We start from the raw sequence: 18,374 nt of genomic DNA, 5'->3' as shown, positions 1-18,374 counted from the left end.
TTGTTGGCAAGACCGATTCTGGCCGCCGATAATGATACATTATAACAATGCAAATCATTAGAATTGTTATCTTGTAACAACACCCTTCCTCTCGACGGAATCCCCTATGAATGCCCTAAGCCTTCCGGACATCGCTTCACAAAACGCTCGACAAGCCCTCCCCCTGGAATGGGTCGGCATGTGCGGGGTTGCACTGCCCGTTGTCATTAAGGGTCAGCAGCACGCCGCAACTGCCGATGCAGGGGTTAGCCTGGATGACGGCGAGGCTCGCGGAATCCATATGTCGCGCCTTTATCTAGCGCTAGAAGTTCTCGAGTCGCAGGAGCTGAACCCTCTACTTTTTAAAAAAATTCTGCAGCAATTTCTCGACAGTCACGACGATTTATCGATCTGTGCTTACCTGAAAATTCACAGCCATGTACTGCTAAAACGACCGGCACTGGTCAGCCCTTTAAGTGGCTGGAAGAGTTACCCGGTGAGTATTGCTGCGTCTCTGAAAAACGGAATGTTCCACGTGGAACTAAAAATTGAGGTGACCTATTCATCCACATGCCCGTGCTCAGCGGCATTGGCACGTCAGTTAATCCAGCAACAATTCGCCAATGACTTTTCCAACAAACCACTGCAACACACAGAAGTTTTAACCTGGCTAGGCAGTACACAGGGCATCGTTGCGACGCCCCATAGCCAAAGAAGTACCGCCTGCATCCGGGTTCTTCTCAACACCGAGCTACAGAACTTTCCGATCGACATGATCATTAATGAAGCCGAACGGGCCTTGGGTACTGCGGTACAAACCGCGGTAAAACGAGCAGACGAACAAGCCTTTGCTCTGGCCAATGGACAAAACCTGATGTTTTGTGAAGATGCTGCCCGGCGTTTGAATGTCGCGCTTAAGACCGCTCCCGGGGTGAAAGGCTTCAAGCTGAAAGTGGTTCACGCCGAAAGTCTGCACAGCCACGACGCAGTCGCTGAAAGCCGCTGGAACTGGAGAGCCTGATGATCCGTAAAAATCCATCCGGCGATTTACCGCAAATAGCAGAGTCCGCATACGTCGACAGAACCGCCATCATCTGCGGCAAAGTGGTGATCGGCGAAAATGTATTTGTCGGGCCCTATGCTGTTATCCGCGCCGATGAAGTCGACAAGGACGGCGGGATGCAACCCATCAGCATCGGCGCCAATTCCAATATTCAGGATGGTGTGGTCATTCACTCAAAGTCCGGAGCGGCCGTGACCATTGGTGAAAACACTTCGATAGCGCACCGCTCCATCGTCCACGGACCATGCCGAGTTGGCGATCGAGTGTTCATCGGATTCAACAGTGTGCTGTTCAACTGTGAACTGGGTGACGGTTGTGTTGTGCGGCATAACTCGGTCGTCGATGGCCGCGACCTGCCGCAAAACTTCTACGTACCGTCCACGACACGTATCGGACCAAACACTGACCTGAGCCAGTTTTCACCCGTCAGTGTCAGTGCGTCGGAATTCTCAGAGGACGTAGCGCGCACCAACGTAGATCTGGTGCGCGGCTATAAAGCGCTGCAAAACGAGTTTTGATCAGGTGCGCGGTTTGACTGTTCCACAGTTTTGTCCGAGCCAGACCGCGCGCGTATCCATGCTGCCCTTTTGCTGAATGCCCGTCGCGTTGAAGGTGCCATTCACCTGGGTGGTGAATTCACGATCGCTAGAGAATGTTGCTATGCCCGCGCCCTGGGCTTTTGGGCAACTAAAGCGGAACTTCCATTTATTTCCACTACGCTCAGTGATCTGCTGATTACATCCTGACTTGGGATCAGTCAGCGGAATCTCATCCGATTTGACCTGATCGGGCGTGAGACAAACCCGAACGCCTTTGCCGCCCATCGTAAGGCCCTGGTTCTCGAGCTGGGCCTTTTGCTCCGGCGTCAGCATGTTCTGTAATTGACCTAACATTACCTGCAGGTCTGGCAGTTGCTGACCGTCTACCTGCATATTGCTGGAGGTTAGTTCCCACAGACCCGGTTGCAGCATCTGGGCATGGGCCGCTACGGGGATCGACAAACCACAGGCCATAAATAGCCCAAGCAGACGAACATTCATCAAGTAACTCCTACGGAATTGTCCGCATTAGACGTCAAAAATTGAAGGGCGTTGCACGCGCAACTAAATAGGGACATTCATAACAGAACATGGTCTGTTAGTAGTTACAACGTTGGACATTGAGGAGCAAGGATACGCATGGATTATCTAGGCCCACACGTTTTTGGATACCTGATTTTATTGATCCACAGCCTGGGCTTGATTGCCGCAGTGCATGCAGTACTGACTGTCAGAACGGCGCAGGGCTCGATTGCCTGGGCCATGTCCCTATTCTTTATTCCCTACTTCACACTGATCCCGTATCTGATTTTTGGCCGCAGCACGTTCGACGATTACATTCGGGCCCGGCGTGAAGCCAATCAGGAAATGCGTGAAGCCATCTCCGATCTCAACTGGCGCCCCTGGGTTGAGGAAGCCCTTGCCGCACGCAGTTCCAAGGCCTACACCTCGTTGCGGGCCATGCCAAAACTGGGGCGCATGCCGTGCCTGGCGAACAACACCGTACGTTTGCTGATTAATGGCACCGCTACTTTCGATGCAATATTCAAAGCCATTCGCGAAGCAAAACAGGTCGTACTGGTTCAGTTCTTTATCGTCCATGACGACGACATCGGTATGAAGCTGCACGCACTGCTGCTGGAAAAGGCCGCCCAAGGGGTTGCTGTCTATTTGCTCTATGACAGCATTGGTAGCCATTCCCTGCCCAAAAGCTACGGCGAAAGTCTGCGCGCTGGCGGCGTGCAAACCTATGCGTTCGCCACCCATGGCGGGTGGATCAGCCGCTTCCAGGTGAACTTCCGTAACCATCGCAAAGTCGTGGTGGTCGATGGCGTGAAAGGTTTCGTCGGCGGGCACAACGTAGGCGATGAATATCTGGGCGCCAAACCGCCGCTATCTCCGTGGCGCGATACCCATGTCGAAGTCAGCGGTCCTGTGGTGGCCTGTCTGCAGGAATCATTTGCCGAAGACTGGTTCTGGGCCGCACGCAAATTGCCGCCCTTGATCCTGCCGCCAAGTTATCCGGACGGTGGCGTACTGTGCCAGTTCCTGGCCAGCGGGCCGGCGGACCCCTACGAAACCTGTTCGCTGTTTTTCGTTGAGGCCATACACGCAGCCAATCAACGGGTGTGGATAACAACGCCCTACTTCGTGCCTGATGAAGCGGTGTTCTCGGCCTTGAGACTCGCGGTACTGCGCGGGGTCGATGTGCGAATCCTGATACCGTCCCGCCCGGACCACAAAATTGTTTACGCAGCATCCAGCCTGTATGCCTTTGAAGCAGTGCGCGCAGGGGTACGGATCTTTCGTTACCAACCGGGTTTTGTGCATCAAAAGGTGGTGCTGGTGGACAACGAAATCAGTGCCATAGGCAGCGCCAATATGGACAACCGTTCGTTCCGCCTCAACTTTGAAGTCATGCTGTTAACGGTTGACCAGGCGTTCGCCAGTGAAGTGGAGCACATGTTGCTTGATGACTTCGCCCTGGCCCGAGAAATTACCGAGGCCGACATCAAGGCTACCCACCGCCTGCAACAACTGGCCATGCGCGTTGCCCGACTGGTATCTCCGGTCCTGTAAAAAAGGCCGTGTCGCTTTGCGCGGCACGGCCTTTTCTAACTGCTGAAAAATCTTAGCTGTAAATATCCGCACGAGTAGGTGGCAATTCAAGGGTGCCATCCGCGTGGGGTTTGGTCGCCAGTATCTGGTCGATATTGATCCAGCCGTGGGCAAACGCGTAGGCACAGCCCGCTAGATACAAGCGCCAAATGCGCAGGATTTGTTCAGGAACCATCTTTGCTGCGACGTCGAGATTGTCTTCCAGGCGCTGACTCCAATGCCCAAGCGTGCGCGCGTAATGCAGACGCAGACTTTCAACATCGACCACTTCCAGCCCGGCCTCACTAATCTCGGCAGTCATCATCGACAGATGCGGCAACTCGCCATTGGGAAATACATAGCGCTCGATAAAGTCTCCGGCGCCACGCCCAACAGGACGTCCGTCTGTGTGTTTGGCGGTAATACCGTGGTTCATCACCAGGCCACCTTCACGCACAGCGTTGGACAATATTTCGCAGTACTCACGCAGGTTTGCATGCCCCACGTGTTCAAACATCCCCACACTGACGATTTTGTCGAACCGGCCATCCTGTGGCAGATCCCGATAATCCAGCAGCTGCAGGTCAACCTTGTCTTGCAGGCCTTCGGCGTTGACGCGTTCTCGCGCCAGCTTCAATTGCTCTTTGCTCAAGGTAATGCCAAATACCTTGACCCCGAACTCGCGCGCTGCAAATCGCGCCAGGCCGCCCCAACCGCAACCTACATCAAGTAAGTACTCGCCGGGCTTTAGCCGCAACTTGCGGCACAGAAGCCGGAACTTCGCTTGCTGCGCTTCATCCAGGCTCTCTTCACCGGTTTCGAAATAGCCACAGGAATAGGCCATGTCGCGGTCAAGCCACAGCTGGTAGAAGTCGTTCGACAGATCGTAATGGTAGGAAATGGATGCAGCATCAGTGGCTTTATCGTGATGAATGCGAGATGGCGTAGTGTCTTCTTCCTCGACAAGTGCCTGACTCAATTCATCACATACGCGTATGACTTCGCTAATGGACCCCTCCAGTTCGAGGCGTCCTTCAACAAATGCGCTACCGAGAAGGTCAAGGCTGGGGTGGGTGAACTCAGCAACCAGTGCTGGATCCTTGACCACAATCGTAACGCTGGGCGTTGGTCCAAAACTAAACTCGTGACCGTCCCAAAGCCTCAGGCGTAATGGAAGCTGCAGTTTCTGTAAGGCCGGTGGAAGTTGCGCGAGCATCTGTAGTCCTCCTTCATTTCAGACGTAAGAACATAGGGTAGTCCATCCTTGGAATCTGGCTGCCCTATGGCTTTAAAGGTAGATGCCAGAGCCCGGGCTTGCCCATTAATTGTGAGTGTCCGGCCCTATCAATGGTTCATGAAATCTCAACAAACGACCTGCATTACCCAGCACCAACAACGTACTGAGGTTATGCAACAGCGCTGCAATCATCGCCCCGGCCGCGCCCAGCCAGCCGAACGCAGCGGCGGCAACGATGGCCAGGGTCCAGCCCAGACCGATAACCACATTGACCTGCAGGGTGTGACGGCATTCGCGGCTCAACCGCACGCATGTGCCCAAGCGCCGCAAATCACTGCCAATCAGTACGATGTCAGATGAGGCCAGCGCGATGTCAGCACCGCCAGCACCCATTGCTACACCCACCACTCCCGCCTTGAGCGCCAATGAATCGTTGATACCATCGCCCACCACCATCGGCCGAAAGCCTCTGTCGATTTCGCTCAACACCCGAGTCAGTTTATCTTCAGGCAACGCCTGAGCCTGGACTTCACTGATGCCCACCGCGTGCGCCAGATGTTCAGCCACACTCTGACGGTCACCGGTCAGCAACACCCGTCGCCCAAGCCCCAACTCGCGCAATTCGCTCAAGGCTTGCCGGGCCTCTGGCTTGACGCTGTCTGCGAGTAACAACCACCCCAGGAACCGGCCGTCCATCGACAAGCCGGCAATCGGCCCGTCGTGCTCGGGTATCGGGGTCGTGGGGATATCCAATTGGGTGAATAACTCGGGACGCCCCAACGCTGCCTCACCCTGCTCCGTCTGGGCGACAACGCCCAACCCCTGACGCTCACGAACGTCCGTCAGGGCAAGCATCTGCTCGTGACCCACCAGCCCGGCCAGGGCACGGCTCACCGGATGACTGCTGGCCGCTCCCAGACTGGCGGCCAGTTGCAGAAGAGGCTGGTGCTCTGTGGATTCAGATTCAACGGCTTGCAAGCGCAAGGTGCCATACGTCAGGGTTCCGGTTTTATCCACAACCAGCGACGTGAGATCGGCCAGCTCTTCCAGAAATGCCGAGCTGCGGATCAGGATGCCGTGACGCGCCGCCACCGCAATCCCGGCAATTGCCGTTGCCGGTGCCGACAACACCAAGGCGCAGGGGCAGGCCGCGACCAACACGGCGAGCATCGCTTGCGCATCGTTGGTGATAAACCAGGTGACCGCGGCGATCATCAACACCAGCACCATGTAGCCGCCCGCATAGCGTTCCAGCAACCGGGTGATGGGCGGTTTGGCGCGTTCGGCGTTTTGCATCAGGGCTATCACTTTACCCAGCGTCGACTCATCGCCAGTGCGCGTGACCTCAACCCGCAGCAAACCATCCAGGTTGATCGCGCCACCAAAAATCGGCATGCCGACACTCACCTCCAGCGGGACTGATTCACCGGTAATCGAGGCCGTGTCGAGGCTGGCCTGGCCTGACAGGACTACCCCGTCGGCGGGTACCCGATCGCCGGCCCGAACTTCAACTTGATCGCCGCGCTTGAGGGTGGCGTTGTCGACTTCCAGCAAACTGCCGTCCGCCTGAAACAGACGCGCCTGGCTGCGGGTCAGTTGGCCCAATGCATGAATCGCTTCTTGCGAGCCGATCACGCTGCGCTCTTCGAGCACATGGCCAAAAATCATGATGATCGGCAACAGCGCCGCAGTCAGCAAATCGCCGGTGGCCCATGCACCGAGCATCGCCAGTGCAATCAGCTGATCGGTGATCCCGTGCAGACTCGGATAGCGCAGGCTGTACCACGCCGAGCGCATGACCGGCACCGCAACCAGCAGCGATGCAAACCCCAGCAGCAACTGACTGGTGCCCACTTGCAATGGCATGAACCAGCGCCAGACCAGACCCAGGCCCAACAACCCCAGCGCCAGCATGGCCAGGGTGAGCTGGCGGGCGGCGCTGCGTTGTTCAGCGCTGGTCAGCATACCGACGGCAGGCTGTGTGGCAGAGGTAGTCATTGTCCGGCTCCCTGAATAATCAGACGGGCATCATCTTTCGGGTCAACGCTGGTGACAGAACCCGCCTGCCCCAGAATTTTCGGCAAGCGTTCGCGGTACAGGCGTAACAGCAAACCCGGATCACTCCCGGCCTGTTGCACCTTGGCCAGACTGGCAATGGTCGACGTGTCGGCCTGCGCCTTGGCCAAACGCTCACTGGCTTGAGCCTGGGCTTGCTCGACAGTGCGGTCGGCTTGTTGGGTCGCGGCCTGGGTGAGTTTCGCAGCATCGTTGTGTGCATTGGCCACGGCCTTTTCAGCTTGTTGGCTGGCCGTCAGCACTGCGTTGAATGCATTCACCGCGGGGCCCGGCAAACTGGATTGCACATCAACGCGCACCACTTCGAGCCCCAGCCCCTGCCCGGTTGCACTCAATGCCGCGAGCTGTTGATTGATGCCCTGGACCAGATCACCGCGCAAACGCTCGCGTCTTTCTGCGGCCTGGCTGTCACTGCCGATCAGCTCGGGACGCGCTACCAGAATGGTGTCCAGATCTCGCGCCGCCGTAAGGGCGACCGCGCTGCGTGTCACCAATCGATCCAGCGCCGGCAAAACGTGTTCGCCCTGCAGCACGAACGCATAGGGTTGCGTGACGTTGTAAAACACCCGCACATCCAGTTGCACAACACCTGCGTCACCGGTCAATAAATAGCCGGAACCGGCCAGTGCATCATTAATCGGCGTGGCAAACGAGGCCACGCGATCGGCCTGCAGCGCCACATCCGAGCGCAGCAGATTTTCAATGCGGCGCTCGCTCACCCGATCAGCCGCAGGCACGATGACTACCTGCTCGAATGGCCTTGGCCACGCCAGCAGCAACCCGGCATTTTGAATCCGGTCCAGCGCGCCCATGCGTAAGACCACCGCGCGGTTTTGCGGATCAATCTGGCGGATGTTGGAGGTGCCCCACGCTATCGCCGCAAAAATGGTCACTGCGTACAGCCCTAAAAAAGCCAGGCGCCCGGCCTGCTGCCACGGGCTACTGACACCTTTGATCTCATCAGGCACCTGGCTCATGGCGTGGATCCAGCCTTGGCATCCAGGGTTGGCGGGCCATCCACCAGCACCCGGAAGGGAGCGGCGTCGGTACGTAAAATTATTTTCGTGCCCGGATTAACCATGGTTCCCAGGGTATCGAGCGAGCGCAGCAGGTTGTAGAGCTGCGGCGAGCTGGCGTAAGCCTGGCCATAAATCTGTGCAGCTTCGACCCGCGACTGCGCCTCGATGCCTGCAGCTTTGACGCTGGCATCCGCTTGCAGAATGCGTGCATCACGCTCGGCGGCGGAACGAATTTGCGCCGCTTCACGTTTACCAACCGCGGTGCGTTCAGTGGCAATGGTTTCGCGTTCAGCGCGCATCCGGTCAACTGTGGCGGTAAGCGTGACCGAAGGCAACGTCAGTCGCTCAACGCCCACCTGGAGCACACGAACCCCGTAGGTACTGAGCAATTGCTGTTCGATTTGCTGGCGCAACTGAGCTTCAAAATCAGCGATTTTGACTTTGCCGGCATCGGTGTTTACCAGGCTTGAGAGATCAAAACTGGCGGCTGTGGTTTCCAGTGCCGAGCCTACAAACGTGCGGATTTGCCGGGCAGCTTCGTCCGGCTGATTCTGCACCGCACGCATAAAGCGCTGCACGTTCTCGGTGTCGGGTTGCACCTGCCAGGCCACATAGGCCTGCACAATAATGCGCAGGCCATCGCGGGTGCCGACATCTTGTAAGCCGCTGGAGGTAGTGCGCAGACGCAAATCCACCGGCACGCTGATTTCAAACGGCGCCGGCCAGCGCCAGCCGAGTCCGGGTTCCAGCAGCACTCGCGCCGGGTTACCAAAGCGGGTAATAACGGTCGCCTCGCCAGAACGCACTTGCACCAGGCTCGCCGCAGCAATGGCAAACAGCACCAGCAAGGTCGCCCAGCCCATGCGCCGCCATGGGAACGGACCCGCCTCATGGGCGTCGCCATGATGGTGATGGCCGTGGTGTGAGCAGCCGTGATGATGGCCGCTGTGATCGTGTTGCTCGGGGGTATGTGACTGACTCAAAAGAGGGCTCCTTACTGAACAGCTTTACGCGGCGCGACGGGATCGGCCGGCAGCGTGAAAGAACGCAGATCGAGGGTCGGCGCGCTGCTGCCCCCAAGGCGATGGTCGAGGATCAGCAACTTGGCGTTGTTCATGCCCATGCTCAGCTGGCTCAAATACTGCTCAAGGACAAATGCATGTCCGGCATGGGCGTAGGCTTTTTGTTCGGCGCCAAAGCGCAGCTCGGCAGTCTGCGCGGCGCCGTTCACTTCCCGGGCTGTGGCATGGGCCTGATCCAGAGCTGCGCTGGCGAGCATTTGCGCCACGTTGCTTTGCTCGCTGGCCGCCCCGCGCTCGCGGGCAATCAGAGCCTGCGCGCTGATCTGCGCTGCCTGTACGGCGTGATAGGCGTTGGCGGCACCGGCCGGGGGGTGAATGGCTTCAACCACGGTGGCAAGAATTTCCACCCCGCTGTCCAGGCTATCCAGGTCCTTTTGCACGGCGTGTCCGATGTCATCGGCCAGCCCTGTACGTTGCTCGCCGAGCACGCCATCCAGGGTGCGCGAGGCAAAGTCATGCACCAGAATTCGACTGGCAGTACTGCGTATCAAGGTCGGCACATCGTTGCTGTGATAGGTCGCAGCAATCGCCGCCTGATCGCTCAAGCCGATGCGATAGACAAAGCGCACATCCATGTTGACGATCTGAAAGCCTTGCTTATCGCCGCTGTCGCTGGCGATGACCTGAGACTTGTCATTGATATGGGTGGCGTCCCACAAGCGGTTGGCCGTGATTGGCGGCGAACCGTCTGCGGGGGTCAGCACAGGCTCGGCACCCGATTCGGTACCGGTGGCCAGTTCATGCACCACCCCGTTTTCCACCGCCAGCACCCGGCCCAGTGGCCAGGGCAGACCGGCATGCAGGCCCGGCCCCAGTACTTCAACCGGCTTACCGAAACGTTCATAGATGCCGCGCCCCTGCAGGGGGATTTCATTAACGCCGCTAAGCACCCAGCCGACGGCAACCACAACAGCCAGCACAGGAAAGAATGCTTTGCGCATGTAGGTAAACGCCCAGATCTGGCGCAGATCGATGCCAAACCGGTTGTGCAATTCATGCTGCAAGGCCAGCAATGGCTGTGGCGGCCAGCGCAGCATGCCCGCAATGAAGCTTTGCGCAATCATGCGTGGTTCAAGCTTGTCGCGTCGTGGGCTGAACAACGCTGCAATTGCCCGCAACATCAGTTCAATCGCCACCGCCGCAGGCAGCAGACCGATCAACGCCGCGAGTCGGGCCGGCCACAGGGCATCTGCACTGCTGAACACCAGACACAACGCACTGAGTAACAAAGTGATGATCGGCACACGCACCAGCGGCGCCAAAGACTGGGCTTCGGGCCATTGCGCGGCTTGTTGCTGTGCCAGGTAGCGTTCCAGCACCAACAGTGCAAATGCCAACAGCACCGCACAGCCCGCCGCGATGCTGCCCCAAGTCCCCAACGCAACACCCGGCAACGCCAGGTTCCAGGTGTGTAGCACACTCCACCATGCCAACCCGCCAACGCCTGCCAGCCACAGTGCGGGCGCGCCGATGCTGACTATCAAGCGATACGACTCGGTACTCAGGCGCCGGCAAAAGCGCTCATACGCACTCAACTGTTCGTCGGGTTGAGCCTCAATTGCCACGGGTGGCGATGGGTTTAGCGCTGCATTACGCCAACTGGCGACCCAGTACGCGGACTGCGCACCTGCCGCCAGTACCAGCAACGCTGCCGCATTGTTATTGAGCAATACCGGCCATATAGACTCGGAAGAGAATAGGCTGATAAAGAAGGCCAAGGCCCACGCCATCAGCGCTAAAGCCGCCAGTGCGACCCCTGACTGGAAAAGCTGGCGGGCCTGAGTACGAGCGCTTTGAAAACGCGACAAAGACTCAAGGCCGCCCTCCTCGGCATCTAAATCGACACGCATGGAAGCTCCATTATTTGAAATATCTAGTTACGATATAACAAAATAAGTGAAACTTCTGTCGGTGGAGCGCGATCTTCATCTTTCTATAAAGACCGCGCGTTCCTTCACTGCGGGTGTGCGATCAACTGCCTGGCCAGTGCCTCAAACGCCGGGATGGTGACCGGATCGTTCGCCGCATTGCTGGCAACCGGATTGGAGGCATAGCGCACGATCACCATCTCGGCTTTGGGATCGATATAAATCCGCTGGCCGTAAACGCCACGCGCCATAAAGGCGCCGTCCTGGTTGTGCGTAACCCACCACATGTTGCGATAACTGCCGCCCTTGAGCAGGTCATAACCGCCCTTGGCAAAGGCGGCCTTGTCGCCACCAGCACGGATATCATCGACAACGGCTTTAGGCACAATCTGCTGGCCCAGGTACTGGCCATCATTGCGGATCATCTCGCCAAATCGCGCCAGATCACGCAGGCCGGTGTTCAACCCGCCACCAGCGAAAGGGGTCCCGATGGAGTCAACGGTGAAGTAGGCATCCTGTTCAGCACCTATACGCTGCCAGATTCTTTCCGACAGCAGTTGCGCAACATTACGCCCAGTAACCCGGGCAATCACCCAACCCAACACATCGGTATTCACGGTTTTATAAGCAAAGGCTTCGCCGTGTTCACCCAGTGGTTTGACGGTCAGCAAATACTCCATGTAAGTGCGCGGACCGGTGTAGTCCTTGGGTTTTGGCAACGGGCTGCCCGCTGCCGAGTGTTGCCAGACTTCGGCATTCGGGTCGGCATAGTCTTCGCTGTATTTGAGCCCGGTGGTCATGTCCAGCACCTGGCGCAAAGTGGCGTTGCCAAAGGCAGATGAGGCCAGTTCGGGCACATAGTCGGCGACTTTTTTATTGGCATCCAGAGTGCCCTCGGCCACCAGCATGGCGCCCATGGTCCCGACGACGGACTTGGTGACCGACATTGCACCGTGCTGGCCTTGCGGGTCGAGCACCCCGAAGTAACGCTCATAGACCACTTGCCCACGATGCAGTACCACGATGCCATCGGTATAATTCGCGGCCAGGGATTGTTCCCAGGTCATCGGCTGCTTGCTGCCCAGAGGCACAAAGGTCAGCTGGTCGATATCGCTTCGTAACGCACGCGCCAGCGGCACGGGCGCACCCAGTCCACGGGATACGTTGGTGGTAGGCATCAATTGGCGGAAGTTGGAAACACTCCAGCGCATGGCCGGAAACTTGAAATAACTGCCGTCGGCAAAACGCACAATGCGATCGGGCGGTGGGGGTGCGCCGACCATCCAGCCCATGGTCTTAGGGTCGCTGGCGGCAGCATCGGGGTAGGTCGTTTTATCGGCTGCACAGGCAACGGAAGCTGCCAGGCACGAGAGTAAAAAAACCGCACCGGTGCGGGCAGGTTTCAGAAGATGTTTAAACATACATACGCCTCAGTAAAGGAACGAGACTCGGGCCAACAACAAAATTGAATGTTCCTTTTCAATTCCTGGCCACGCATCACCTTGCGTCATACCGGCTACTTTTCATAGTTTGAATCTAATGCCATCGCTGGCAAACCAGCACCGCTGATCCCGTGCGCCGCGGGCGATTTATATTTTTATTTTCCCGATCAGCGCTTCCAGTTGATGAAAGTCGCTACGAATAGTTCTTTCTTTGCACCAGATCATATCCAGGGTGAACGTCGGAAAACCTGCAGGCGGTGTCAGGACTTTTATCTGTGACGGTATATGCAACGTCGGCAATATTTTTTTCGGAATCGCGATCAATGACGGGACCGACAATAGAATGTGGACCCCGGCGTGATAAGAAGTGGCACGGGTAAATATTTTTCTGCTGCGTGACTGCTTGTGCAGCCAGTCATCCACCATGTTTTTTTCCGACAACCAAGGGGTTGGGAATACCTGCGGCGTTTCGCAAAACTCATCAATGTTCAGCGTCGTCTTCGGCTGGTGTTTTTGCACACTGGACAGACACACAAAAGAATCTTCACTGATGCTTCGATAGTCCAGAAGCGGATGTCGCCGGTGATACCCCGCACCGAATCCAAAACAAACATCCGTGTCGCCTGCCAGAACATCACTGATCGGTAAATCCTTACCCAACCGGCTCACGCTAAAGGACCAGTTAAGGCCGCACGAACGCACTAACTGCAAGAGCGCTGGCAGCATCAATATCTCGAAATACTCAGGGGCGGTGATGTTCCACTGACGGGTGGCGGTTGTCTGCGAAACGCCCTCCTTTGCGCACTGGTTGATGCACTGCACAATATTCTGCAGGTAAGGCTGCATGGCCAATACCCGTGCTGTGGGTTGCATAGAGCCTTCGCTGCTTTCAAACAACTTATCGTCGAAACAGCTGCGCAGTTTTTTCAGGCTGTAACTGATGCTCGACTGACTGACGTTGAGGATTTGCGAAACACGCTTGGCGCTACGGTTTTCAATCAACAACAAAACAATCGAAATATCCTGCATATCCAATTGTTTCAGTGCGTTGGTAAAAAGCATGTCGACTCCCTGACTGCGTTAACCACGGGCCAAAAACAACTCGACCCGCAATGCGGGTCGAGTGGGTGCTACTTATTGTCGCAGTGAAATTTATTCCACGGTGACCGATTTAGCCAGGTTACGCGGTTGATCCACGTCGGTGCCTTTGAGCACGGCGACATAGTAAGACAGCAATTGCAGCGGAATGGTGTAGAGGATCGGCGCCAGCACATCATGGATATGCGGCATGTTGATCACATGGGTGCCTTCGCCGTTGCTCATGCCAGCCTGCTCATCCGCGAACACAATCAGTTCACCGCCACGGGCGCGAACTTCTTGCAGGTTGGACTTCAGTTTTTCCAGCAGTTCGTTGTTTGGCGCAACAGTGACCACTGGCATGTCGTTATCCACAAGCGCCAGCGGGCCGTGTTTCAACTCGCCAGCTGGATAAGCTTCAGCGTGGATGTACGAAATTTCTTTCAGCTTGAGTGCACCTTCCATCGCTACCGGGAACTGAGCGCCACGGCCAAGGAACAGGGTGTGATGCTTGTCGGCAAACAGTTCTGCGACTTTTTCAATGGTCGCGTCCATCGCCAGCGCTTCACCCAAACGCGCAGGCAAGCGGCGCAGTTCTTCAACCAATTGCGCTTCGACACCGGCTTCGAGGGTGCCGCGCACCTGGCCCAAGGACAAGGTCAGCAACAACAAACCAACCAGCTGGGTGGTGAAGGCTTTGGTCGATGCCACGCCAATTTCGCGGCCAGCCTGGGTCAGCAGGGTCAGGTCAGATTCACGTACCAGCGAGCTGATGCCTACGTTACAAATTGCCAGGCTGCCGAGGAAACCCAGTTCTTTGGCATTACGCAGCGCCGCCAGGGTGTCAGCGGTTTCGCCCGATTGCGAGATCGAAACAAACAGGGTGTCCGGCTGGACCACCACTTTGCGATAACGGAACTCGCTGGCCACTTCTACCTGGCATGGAATGCCGGCCAGACTTTCGAGCCAGTAACGGGCAACCATCCCCGCGTGATAGCTGGTACCGCAGGCAACGATCTGAACATTGCGCACTTTGGCGAACAGTTCAGCGGCCTGTGGACCGAATGCCTGAACCAGTACGTGGTCCTGACCCAGGCGGTTTTCCAGGGTGCGTTGCACCACCGCTGGTTGCTCGTGAATTTCCTTGAGCATGTAGTGACGGTATTCACCTTTGTCCGCCGCTTCAGCACCATCACGGTACTGTACGGTTTCACGCTGCACGCTTTTACCGTTCACGTCCCAGATATGCACGCTGTCACGACGGATTTCGGCGATATCACCTTCTTCCAGGTACATGAAACGGTCAGTTACCTGGCGCAAAGCCAACTGATCGGAAGCCAGGAAGTTCTCGCCCAGGCCCAAACCAATCACCAATGGGCTGCCACTGCGTGCGGCAACCAGACGATCCGGCTGTTTGGCACTGATAACGGCCAGACCGTAGGCACCGTGCAGCTCTTTAACCGTAGCTTTCAAGGCTTCGGTCAGGTCGCTTTGTTCTTTGAGTTTGTGATTGAGCAGGTGGACGATCACTTCGGTGTCGGTGTCCGAGGTGAAGACGTAACCCAAACCTTTAAGCTGTTCGCGCAAGGCCTCGTGGTTTTCGATGATGCCGTTGTGGACAACGGCAAGGTCGGAACCCGAAAAATGCGGGTGAGCGTTACGCTCGCTGGGTGCACCGTGGGTGGCCCAACGGGTGTGGGCAATGCCCAGACGCCCTGCCAAGGGCTCACCGGCCAGGGCTTGTTCAAGCTCGGCCACTTTGCCGTTGCGACGCATGCGTTCCAGCGTGCCGTTGTGGGTAAAGACTGCAACACCGGCGCTGTCGTAGCCCCGGTATTCAAGACGTTTCAGGCCTTCAAGCAGAATGGCCGTGATATTGCGTTCAGCGACTGCGCCAACGATTCCACACATAAAATTCTCCTAGCTTAGGGCGGCGCATAACAGTGTTATGCCCCGGGCCTGAATCTGTTCGCGTGCCTCCATGGGCAAGCGATCATCTGTAATAAGGGTATGGACGCTGCTCCAGGGCAGTTCCAGGTTGGGTATCTTGCGGCCAATCTTGTCGGACTCGACCATCACAATCACTTCACGCGCGACCTCAGCCATGACCCGGCTCAAGCCCAACAACTCGTTAAAGGTTGTGGTTCCACGCAACAGGTCGATGCCATCAGCGCCAATAAACAATTGATCGAAATCGTATGAACGCAGCACCTGCTCAGCCACCTGGCCCTGGAAGGACTCGGAGTGAGGGTCCCAGGTGCCACCAGTCATCAGCAACACAGGTTCATGTTCGAGTTCGCTCAGGGCTCTGGCGACGTGCAACGAGTTGGTCATTACCACCAGGCCAGGTTGCTGGCCCAATTGTGGAATCATCGACGCCGTGGTGGTGCCGCTGTCGATGATGATGCGTGCGTGTTCCCGAATCAGGCCAACTGCCGCACGGGCAATGGCTTGCTTATAAAGCGAAACAGGCTGGGCAGGATCACTCACCAACTCTTGCGGCATGGTGATGGCACCGCCGTAACGACGCAGCAACAGACCGTTACTTTCGAGTGCAGCCAGATCCTTGCGAATCGTCACTTCGGAAGTTTCGAAGCGCTTGGCGAGCTCATCCACACTGACTTCACCTTGCTGCGTGAGCAAAGCCAGGATGTTGTGTCTGCGTTGAGGCGTATTGCGTTTCGACATGACGGCCTAAGTTTCGTTTCGAAAGATAACGAAAGCAATGAGACCCGATCCCGTAATCATCGTCAACAATTTTTTGCAACTTGTGGGCAGTGAATAACTCATTGAACTGGCGCATGCCGGGGCGATTGACTGACATGGACGCCGATAAAACAAAGCCTTATCCACAGGCAGTGGATAAGGCTTTTGCTAACTTGCTGATTTTAAACAGTTATACGACAACTTGTTTTACCCACAAAACACCTGCTTTGCCTTGTGGATAACTTTAAGTCAAGGCTTTGGCAGCTTTACCGGACGCTTCCAGCCATCGATATTGCGCTGGCGGGCCCGGCCAACGGCCAGTTGTTCAGCCGCGACGTTTTGATTAATGGTCGATCCGGCTGCCGTGGTTGCACCGTTCAAGATATCCACAGGTGCAACCAGCGAGTTGTTCGAACCAATAAATACGTCGGCTCCCAACACGGTCTTCCATTTGTTGGCGCCATCGTAATTGCAGGTGATGGTGCCCGCGCCAATGTTGGTGCGTGGGCCGACTTCGGCATCACCCAGGTAAGTCAGGTGACCGCACTTGGCATCTTCGCCGAGGTGGGCGTTTTTCAATTCTACAAAGTTACCCACATGGGCGCGGGCATCGAGCACGCTACCCGGACGCAAACGGGCAAAAGGACCGGCATCGCTGCCCTCACCCATCACGGCACCGTCGATATGGCTGTTGGCCTTGACCACGACCCCTTTGCGCAGGGTGCTGTCTTTGATCACACAGTTGGGACCAATCACCACATCATCTTCAATAACGACGCGACCTTCGAGAATCACGTTGATATCAATCATGACATCGCGCCCGACCGTGACTTCGCCACGCACATCAAAGCGCGCCGGATCACGCAGGGTCACACCCAACGCCATCAGGCGACGGGCTTCGCGCAGCTGGTAATGACGCTCAAGCTCCGCAAGTTGTTTGCGGTCGTTGGCGCCCTGCACTTCCATCGGGTCGTGGGCGTTTTCGGTGGCCACCACCAAACCATCAGTAACTGCCATCGCGATTACATCGGTCAGGTAGTACTCGCCCTGTGCATTGTTATTCGACAGCCGGCTCATCCAGTCAGCCAGACGCGCGGTTGGCAATGCCAGGATGCCAGTGTTGCCTTCAGTGATAGCACGTTCAGCCTCGGTGGCGTCCTTGTGCTCGACGATGGCGCAGACCTTGCCTTCGGCGTCACGCACGATGCGGCCATAGCCGGTCGGGTCAGCCAAGTTAACGGTCAGCAGACCCAGTTGCTGCGAGCCAACCTGCGTAAGCAGACGTTCCAGGGTCGGGACTTCGATCAACGGTACATCGCCGTACAGAATCAGCACGTTCTGCGCGGTCAGAAATGGCAGCGCCTGGGCTACGGCATGTCCTGTGCCCAGTTGCTTGTCCTGCAATACGAAGTTCAGATCATCAGCCGCCAGACGTTCGCGGACCAGTTCGGCACCGTGCCCGATAACAACGTGGATGCCTGTCGGCTTAAGTTGCCGGGCACTGTGGATAACATGCCCGAGCATTGAGTTGCCGGCTACGGGGTGAAGAACCTTGGGCAGGGCCGAACGCATGCGGGTGCCCTGACCTGCAGCGAGAATAACGATATCGAGAGACATGACTGGCTACCAATCCTGGGTGGTCAGCGGTTGCGACCAAAAGTAATTCGCGGAAAAAGAAAAAGGGTAGCCGAGGCTACCCTTTTTAATCAATCACACAATGAAGCAGGAGGCTTAGCCGCCGAACTTTTTGCGGATTTGCTGGACGGTGCGCAGCTGAGCTGCGGCCTCGGCCAGACGTGCAGCAGCAGATCCGTAATCGAAATCTGCGCCCTTCTCGTTCAGTGCCTTCTCGGCTGCCTTGACGGCTGCCTGAGCGGAGGCTTCATCCAGGTCGGCAGCACGTTGCACGGTGTCGGCAAGAACCTTGACCATGTTCGGCTGAACCTCGAGGTAACCACCAGAGATGTAAAACACCTCGGCTTCTCCACCCAGTTTGATCAGGCGGATCGGACCTGGCTTGAGTTCAGTGATCAGCGGAGCGTGACCCAGGGCGATACCAAGATCACCCAGGCTGCCGTGCGCAATCACCATCTCGACCTGACCGGAAAAGATTTCTCCTTCCGCACTGACGATATCGCAATGGACTGTCATCATATTAGCCATCTGATTGCCTCAACCTGATTAGCGCC

General features: G+C 56.9%; 15 protein-coding genes. 3 read left to right on the top strand and 12 right to left on the bottom strand.

The annotated features are described in order from the left end of the window. Positions 1-106 precede the first annotated feature (106 nt). Both folE2 and ACP7BO_RS20130 read left to right on the top strand, forming a co-directional pair. A complete protein-coding gene (gene folE2 / locus ACP7BO_RS20135) occupies positions 107-1,000 on the top strand; it encodes a GTP cyclohydrolase FolE2 (protein WP_426212307.1) in 894 nt (297 codons plus the stop codon). Then, a complete protein-coding gene (locus tag ACP7BO_RS20130; RefSeq protein WP_073509885.1) occupies positions 1,000-1,560 on the top strand; it encodes a DapH/DapD/GlmU-related protein in 561 nt (186 codons plus the stop codon). The genes folE2 and ACP7BO_RS20130 overlap by 1 nt, the downstream gene beginning before the upstream one ends. Here the strand turns inward: ACP7BO_RS20130 and ACP7BO_RS20125 are convergent, their stop codons facing one another. Then, positions 1,561-2,082: a DUF3617 domain-containing protein gene (locus ACP7BO_RS20125; RefSeq protein WP_060696326.1), complete on the bottom strand. Its 522-nt coding sequence runs from the start codon at positions 2,080-2,082 to the stop codon at positions 1,561-1,563. 138 nt (positions 2,083-2,220) lie between these two features. Between ACP7BO_RS20125 and cls the strand changes: the two genes are divergently transcribed. After that, positions 2,221-3,660, top strand: a complete 1,440-nt coding sequence (gene cls / locus ACP7BO_RS20120) for a cardiolipin synthase (RefSeq protein WP_073509887.1) — start codon at positions 2,221-2,223, stop codon at positions 3,658-3,660. Between the two features lie 52 nt (positions 3,661-3,712). On the opposite strand, the gene cfaB is transcribed toward cls, so the two are convergent. From cfaB to ACP7BO_RS20065, 11 genes are all read right to left on the bottom strand, one after another. Beyond that, positions 3,713-4,894, bottom strand: a complete 1,182-nt coding sequence (cfaB, locus tag ACP7BO_RS20115) for a C17 cyclopropane fatty acid synthase CfaB (RefSeq protein ID WP_397455301.1) — start codon at positions 4,892-4,894, stop codon at positions 3,713-3,715. A gap of 105 nt (positions 4,895-4,999) precedes the next feature. After that, positions 5,000-6,913 carry a cation-translocating P-type ATPase gene (locus ACP7BO_RS20110; RefSeq protein ID WP_426212303.1) on the bottom strand — a complete coding sequence of 638 codons (1,914 nt, stop codon included), beginning with the start codon at positions 6,911-6,913 and terminating at the stop codon, positions 5,000-5,002. Continuing rightward, the gene (hflK, locus tag ACP7BO_RS20105) at positions 6,910-7,968 is read right to left on the bottom strand and encodes a protease modulator HflK (RefSeq protein WP_397455303.1); all 1,059 of its coding nucleotides are present in this window, start codon (positions 7,966-7,968) and stop codon (positions 6,910-6,912) included. Before hflK (ACP7BO_RS20105) ends, ACP7BO_RS20110 begins: the two co-directional genes overlap by 4 nt. Next, on the bottom strand, positions 7,965-8,993 hold the full coding sequence (gene hflC / locus ACP7BO_RS20100) for a protease modulator HflC (RefSeq protein ID WP_397455304.1): 1,029 nt from the start codon (positions 8,991-8,993) through the stop codon (positions 7,965-7,967). Before hflC ends, hflK (ACP7BO_RS20105) begins: the two co-directional genes overlap by 4 nt. A gap of 11 nt (positions 8,994-9,004) precedes the next feature. Continuing rightward, complete coding sequence (gene hflK / locus ACP7BO_RS20095; protein ID WP_426212300.1) at positions 9,005-10,942, bottom strand: protease modulator HflK; 1,938 nt, start codon at positions 10,940-10,942, stop codon at positions 9,005-9,007. A gap of 104 nt (positions 10,943-11,046) precedes the next feature. Then, positions 11,047-12,381: a serine hydrolase domain-containing protein gene (locus tag ACP7BO_RS20090; protein ID WP_426212298.1), complete on the bottom strand. Its 1,335-nt coding sequence runs from the start codon at positions 12,379-12,381 to the stop codon at positions 11,047-11,049. 168 nt (positions 12,382-12,549) lie between these two features. Continuing rightward, complete coding sequence (locus ACP7BO_RS20085; RefSeq protein WP_426212296.1) at positions 12,550-13,464, bottom strand: LysR substrate-binding domain-containing protein; 915 nt, start codon at positions 13,462-13,464, stop codon at positions 12,550-12,552. Positions 13,465-13,554: 90 nt separating this feature from the next. After that, entirely contained in the window at positions 13,555-15,390 is a 1,836-nt protein-coding gene (gene glmS, locus ACP7BO_RS20080) for a glutamine--fructose-6-phosphate transaminase (isomerizing) (protein ID WP_073509892.1), read from the bottom strand. Between the two features lie 9 nt (positions 15,391-15,399). Further along, entirely contained in the window at positions 15,400-16,167 is a 768-nt protein-coding gene (locus ACP7BO_RS20075; protein ID WP_060696336.1) for a DeoR/GlpR family DNA-binding transcription regulator, read from the bottom strand. 267 nt (positions 16,168-16,434) lie between these two features. Then, a complete protein-coding gene (glmU, locus tag ACP7BO_RS20070; protein ID WP_426212294.1) occupies positions 16,435-17,802 on the bottom strand; it encodes a bifunctional UDP-N-acetylglucosamine diphosphorylase/glucosamine-1-phosphate N-acetyltransferase GlmU in 1,368 nt (455 codons plus the stop codon). 114 nt (positions 17,803-17,916) lie between these two features. After that, positions 17,917-18,336 carry a F0F1 ATP synthase subunit epsilon gene (locus ACP7BO_RS20065; RefSeq protein WP_060696338.1) on the bottom strand — a complete coding sequence of 140 codons (420 nt, stop codon included), beginning with the start codon at positions 18,334-18,336 and terminating at the stop codon, positions 17,917-17,919. Between the last annotated feature and the right edge of the window lie 38 nt (positions 18,337-18,374).

Source organism: Pseudomonas sp. TWR2-1-1 (assembly GCF_049897045.1).
In the GTDB taxonomy this organism is placed as follows: domain Bacteria; phylum Pseudomonadota; class Gammaproteobacteria; order Pseudomonadales; family Pseudomonadaceae; genus Aquipseudomonas; species Aquipseudomonas versuta.
This window is presented reverse-complemented; position numbering and strand designations above follow the sequence as displayed.

Excerpts from the sequence above, each read along its gene's own strand:
- ACP7BO_RS20090 (WP_426212298.1), bottom strand. The coding sequence starts at position 12,381 with ATGTTTAAACATCTTCTGAAACCTGCCCGCACCGGTGCGGTTTTTTTA.
- ACP7BO_RS20130 (WP_073509885.1), top strand. The coding sequence starts at position 1,000 with ATGATCCGTAAAAATCCATCCGGCGATTTACCGCAAATAGCAGAGTCC.
- ACP7BO_RS20110 (WP_426212303.1), bottom strand. The coding sequence starts at position 6,913 with ATGACTACCTCTGCCACACAGCCTGCCGTCGGTATGCTGACCAGCGCT.
- ACP7BO_RS20065 (WP_060696338.1), bottom strand. The coding sequence starts at position 18,336 with ATGACAGTCCATTGCGATATCGTCAGTGCGGAAGGAGAAATCTTTTCC.
- hflK (WP_426212300.1), bottom strand. The coding sequence starts at position 10,942 with ATGCGTGTCGATTTAGATGCCGAGGAGGGCGGCCTTGAGTCTTTGTCG.
- folE2 (WP_426212307.1), top strand. The coding sequence starts at position 107 with ATGAATGCCCTAAGCCTTCCGGACATCGCTTCACAAAACGCTCGACAA.
- glmS (WP_073509892.1), bottom strand. The coding sequence starts at position 15,390 with ATGTGTGGAATCGTTGGCGCAGTCGCTGAACGCAATATCACGGCCATT.
- glmU (WP_426212294.1), bottom strand. The coding sequence starts at position 17,802 with ATGTCTCTCGATATCGTTATTCTCGCTGCAGGTCAGGGCACCCGCATG.
- cfaB (WP_397455301.1), bottom strand. The coding sequence starts at position 4,894 with ATGCTCGCGCAACTTCCACCGGCCTTACAGAAACTGCAGCTTCCATTA.
- hflK (WP_397455303.1), bottom strand. The coding sequence starts at position 7,968 with ATGAGCCAGGTGCCTGATGAGATCAAAGGTGTCAGTAGCCCGTGGCAG.
- cls (WP_073509887.1), top strand. The coding sequence starts at position 2,221 with ATGGATTATCTAGGCCCACACGTTTTTGGATACCTGATTTTATTGATC.
- ACP7BO_RS20125 (WP_060696326.1), bottom strand. The coding sequence starts at position 2,082 with ATGAATGTTCGTCTGCTTGGGCTATTTATGGCCTGTGGTTTGTCGATC.
- ACP7BO_RS20085 (WP_426212296.1), bottom strand. The coding sequence starts at position 13,464 with ATGCTTTTTACCAACGCACTGAAACAATTGGATATGCAGGATATTTCG.
- ACP7BO_RS20075 (WP_060696336.1), bottom strand. The coding sequence starts at position 16,167 with ATGTCGAAACGCAATACGCCTCAACGCAGACACAACATCCTGGCTTTG.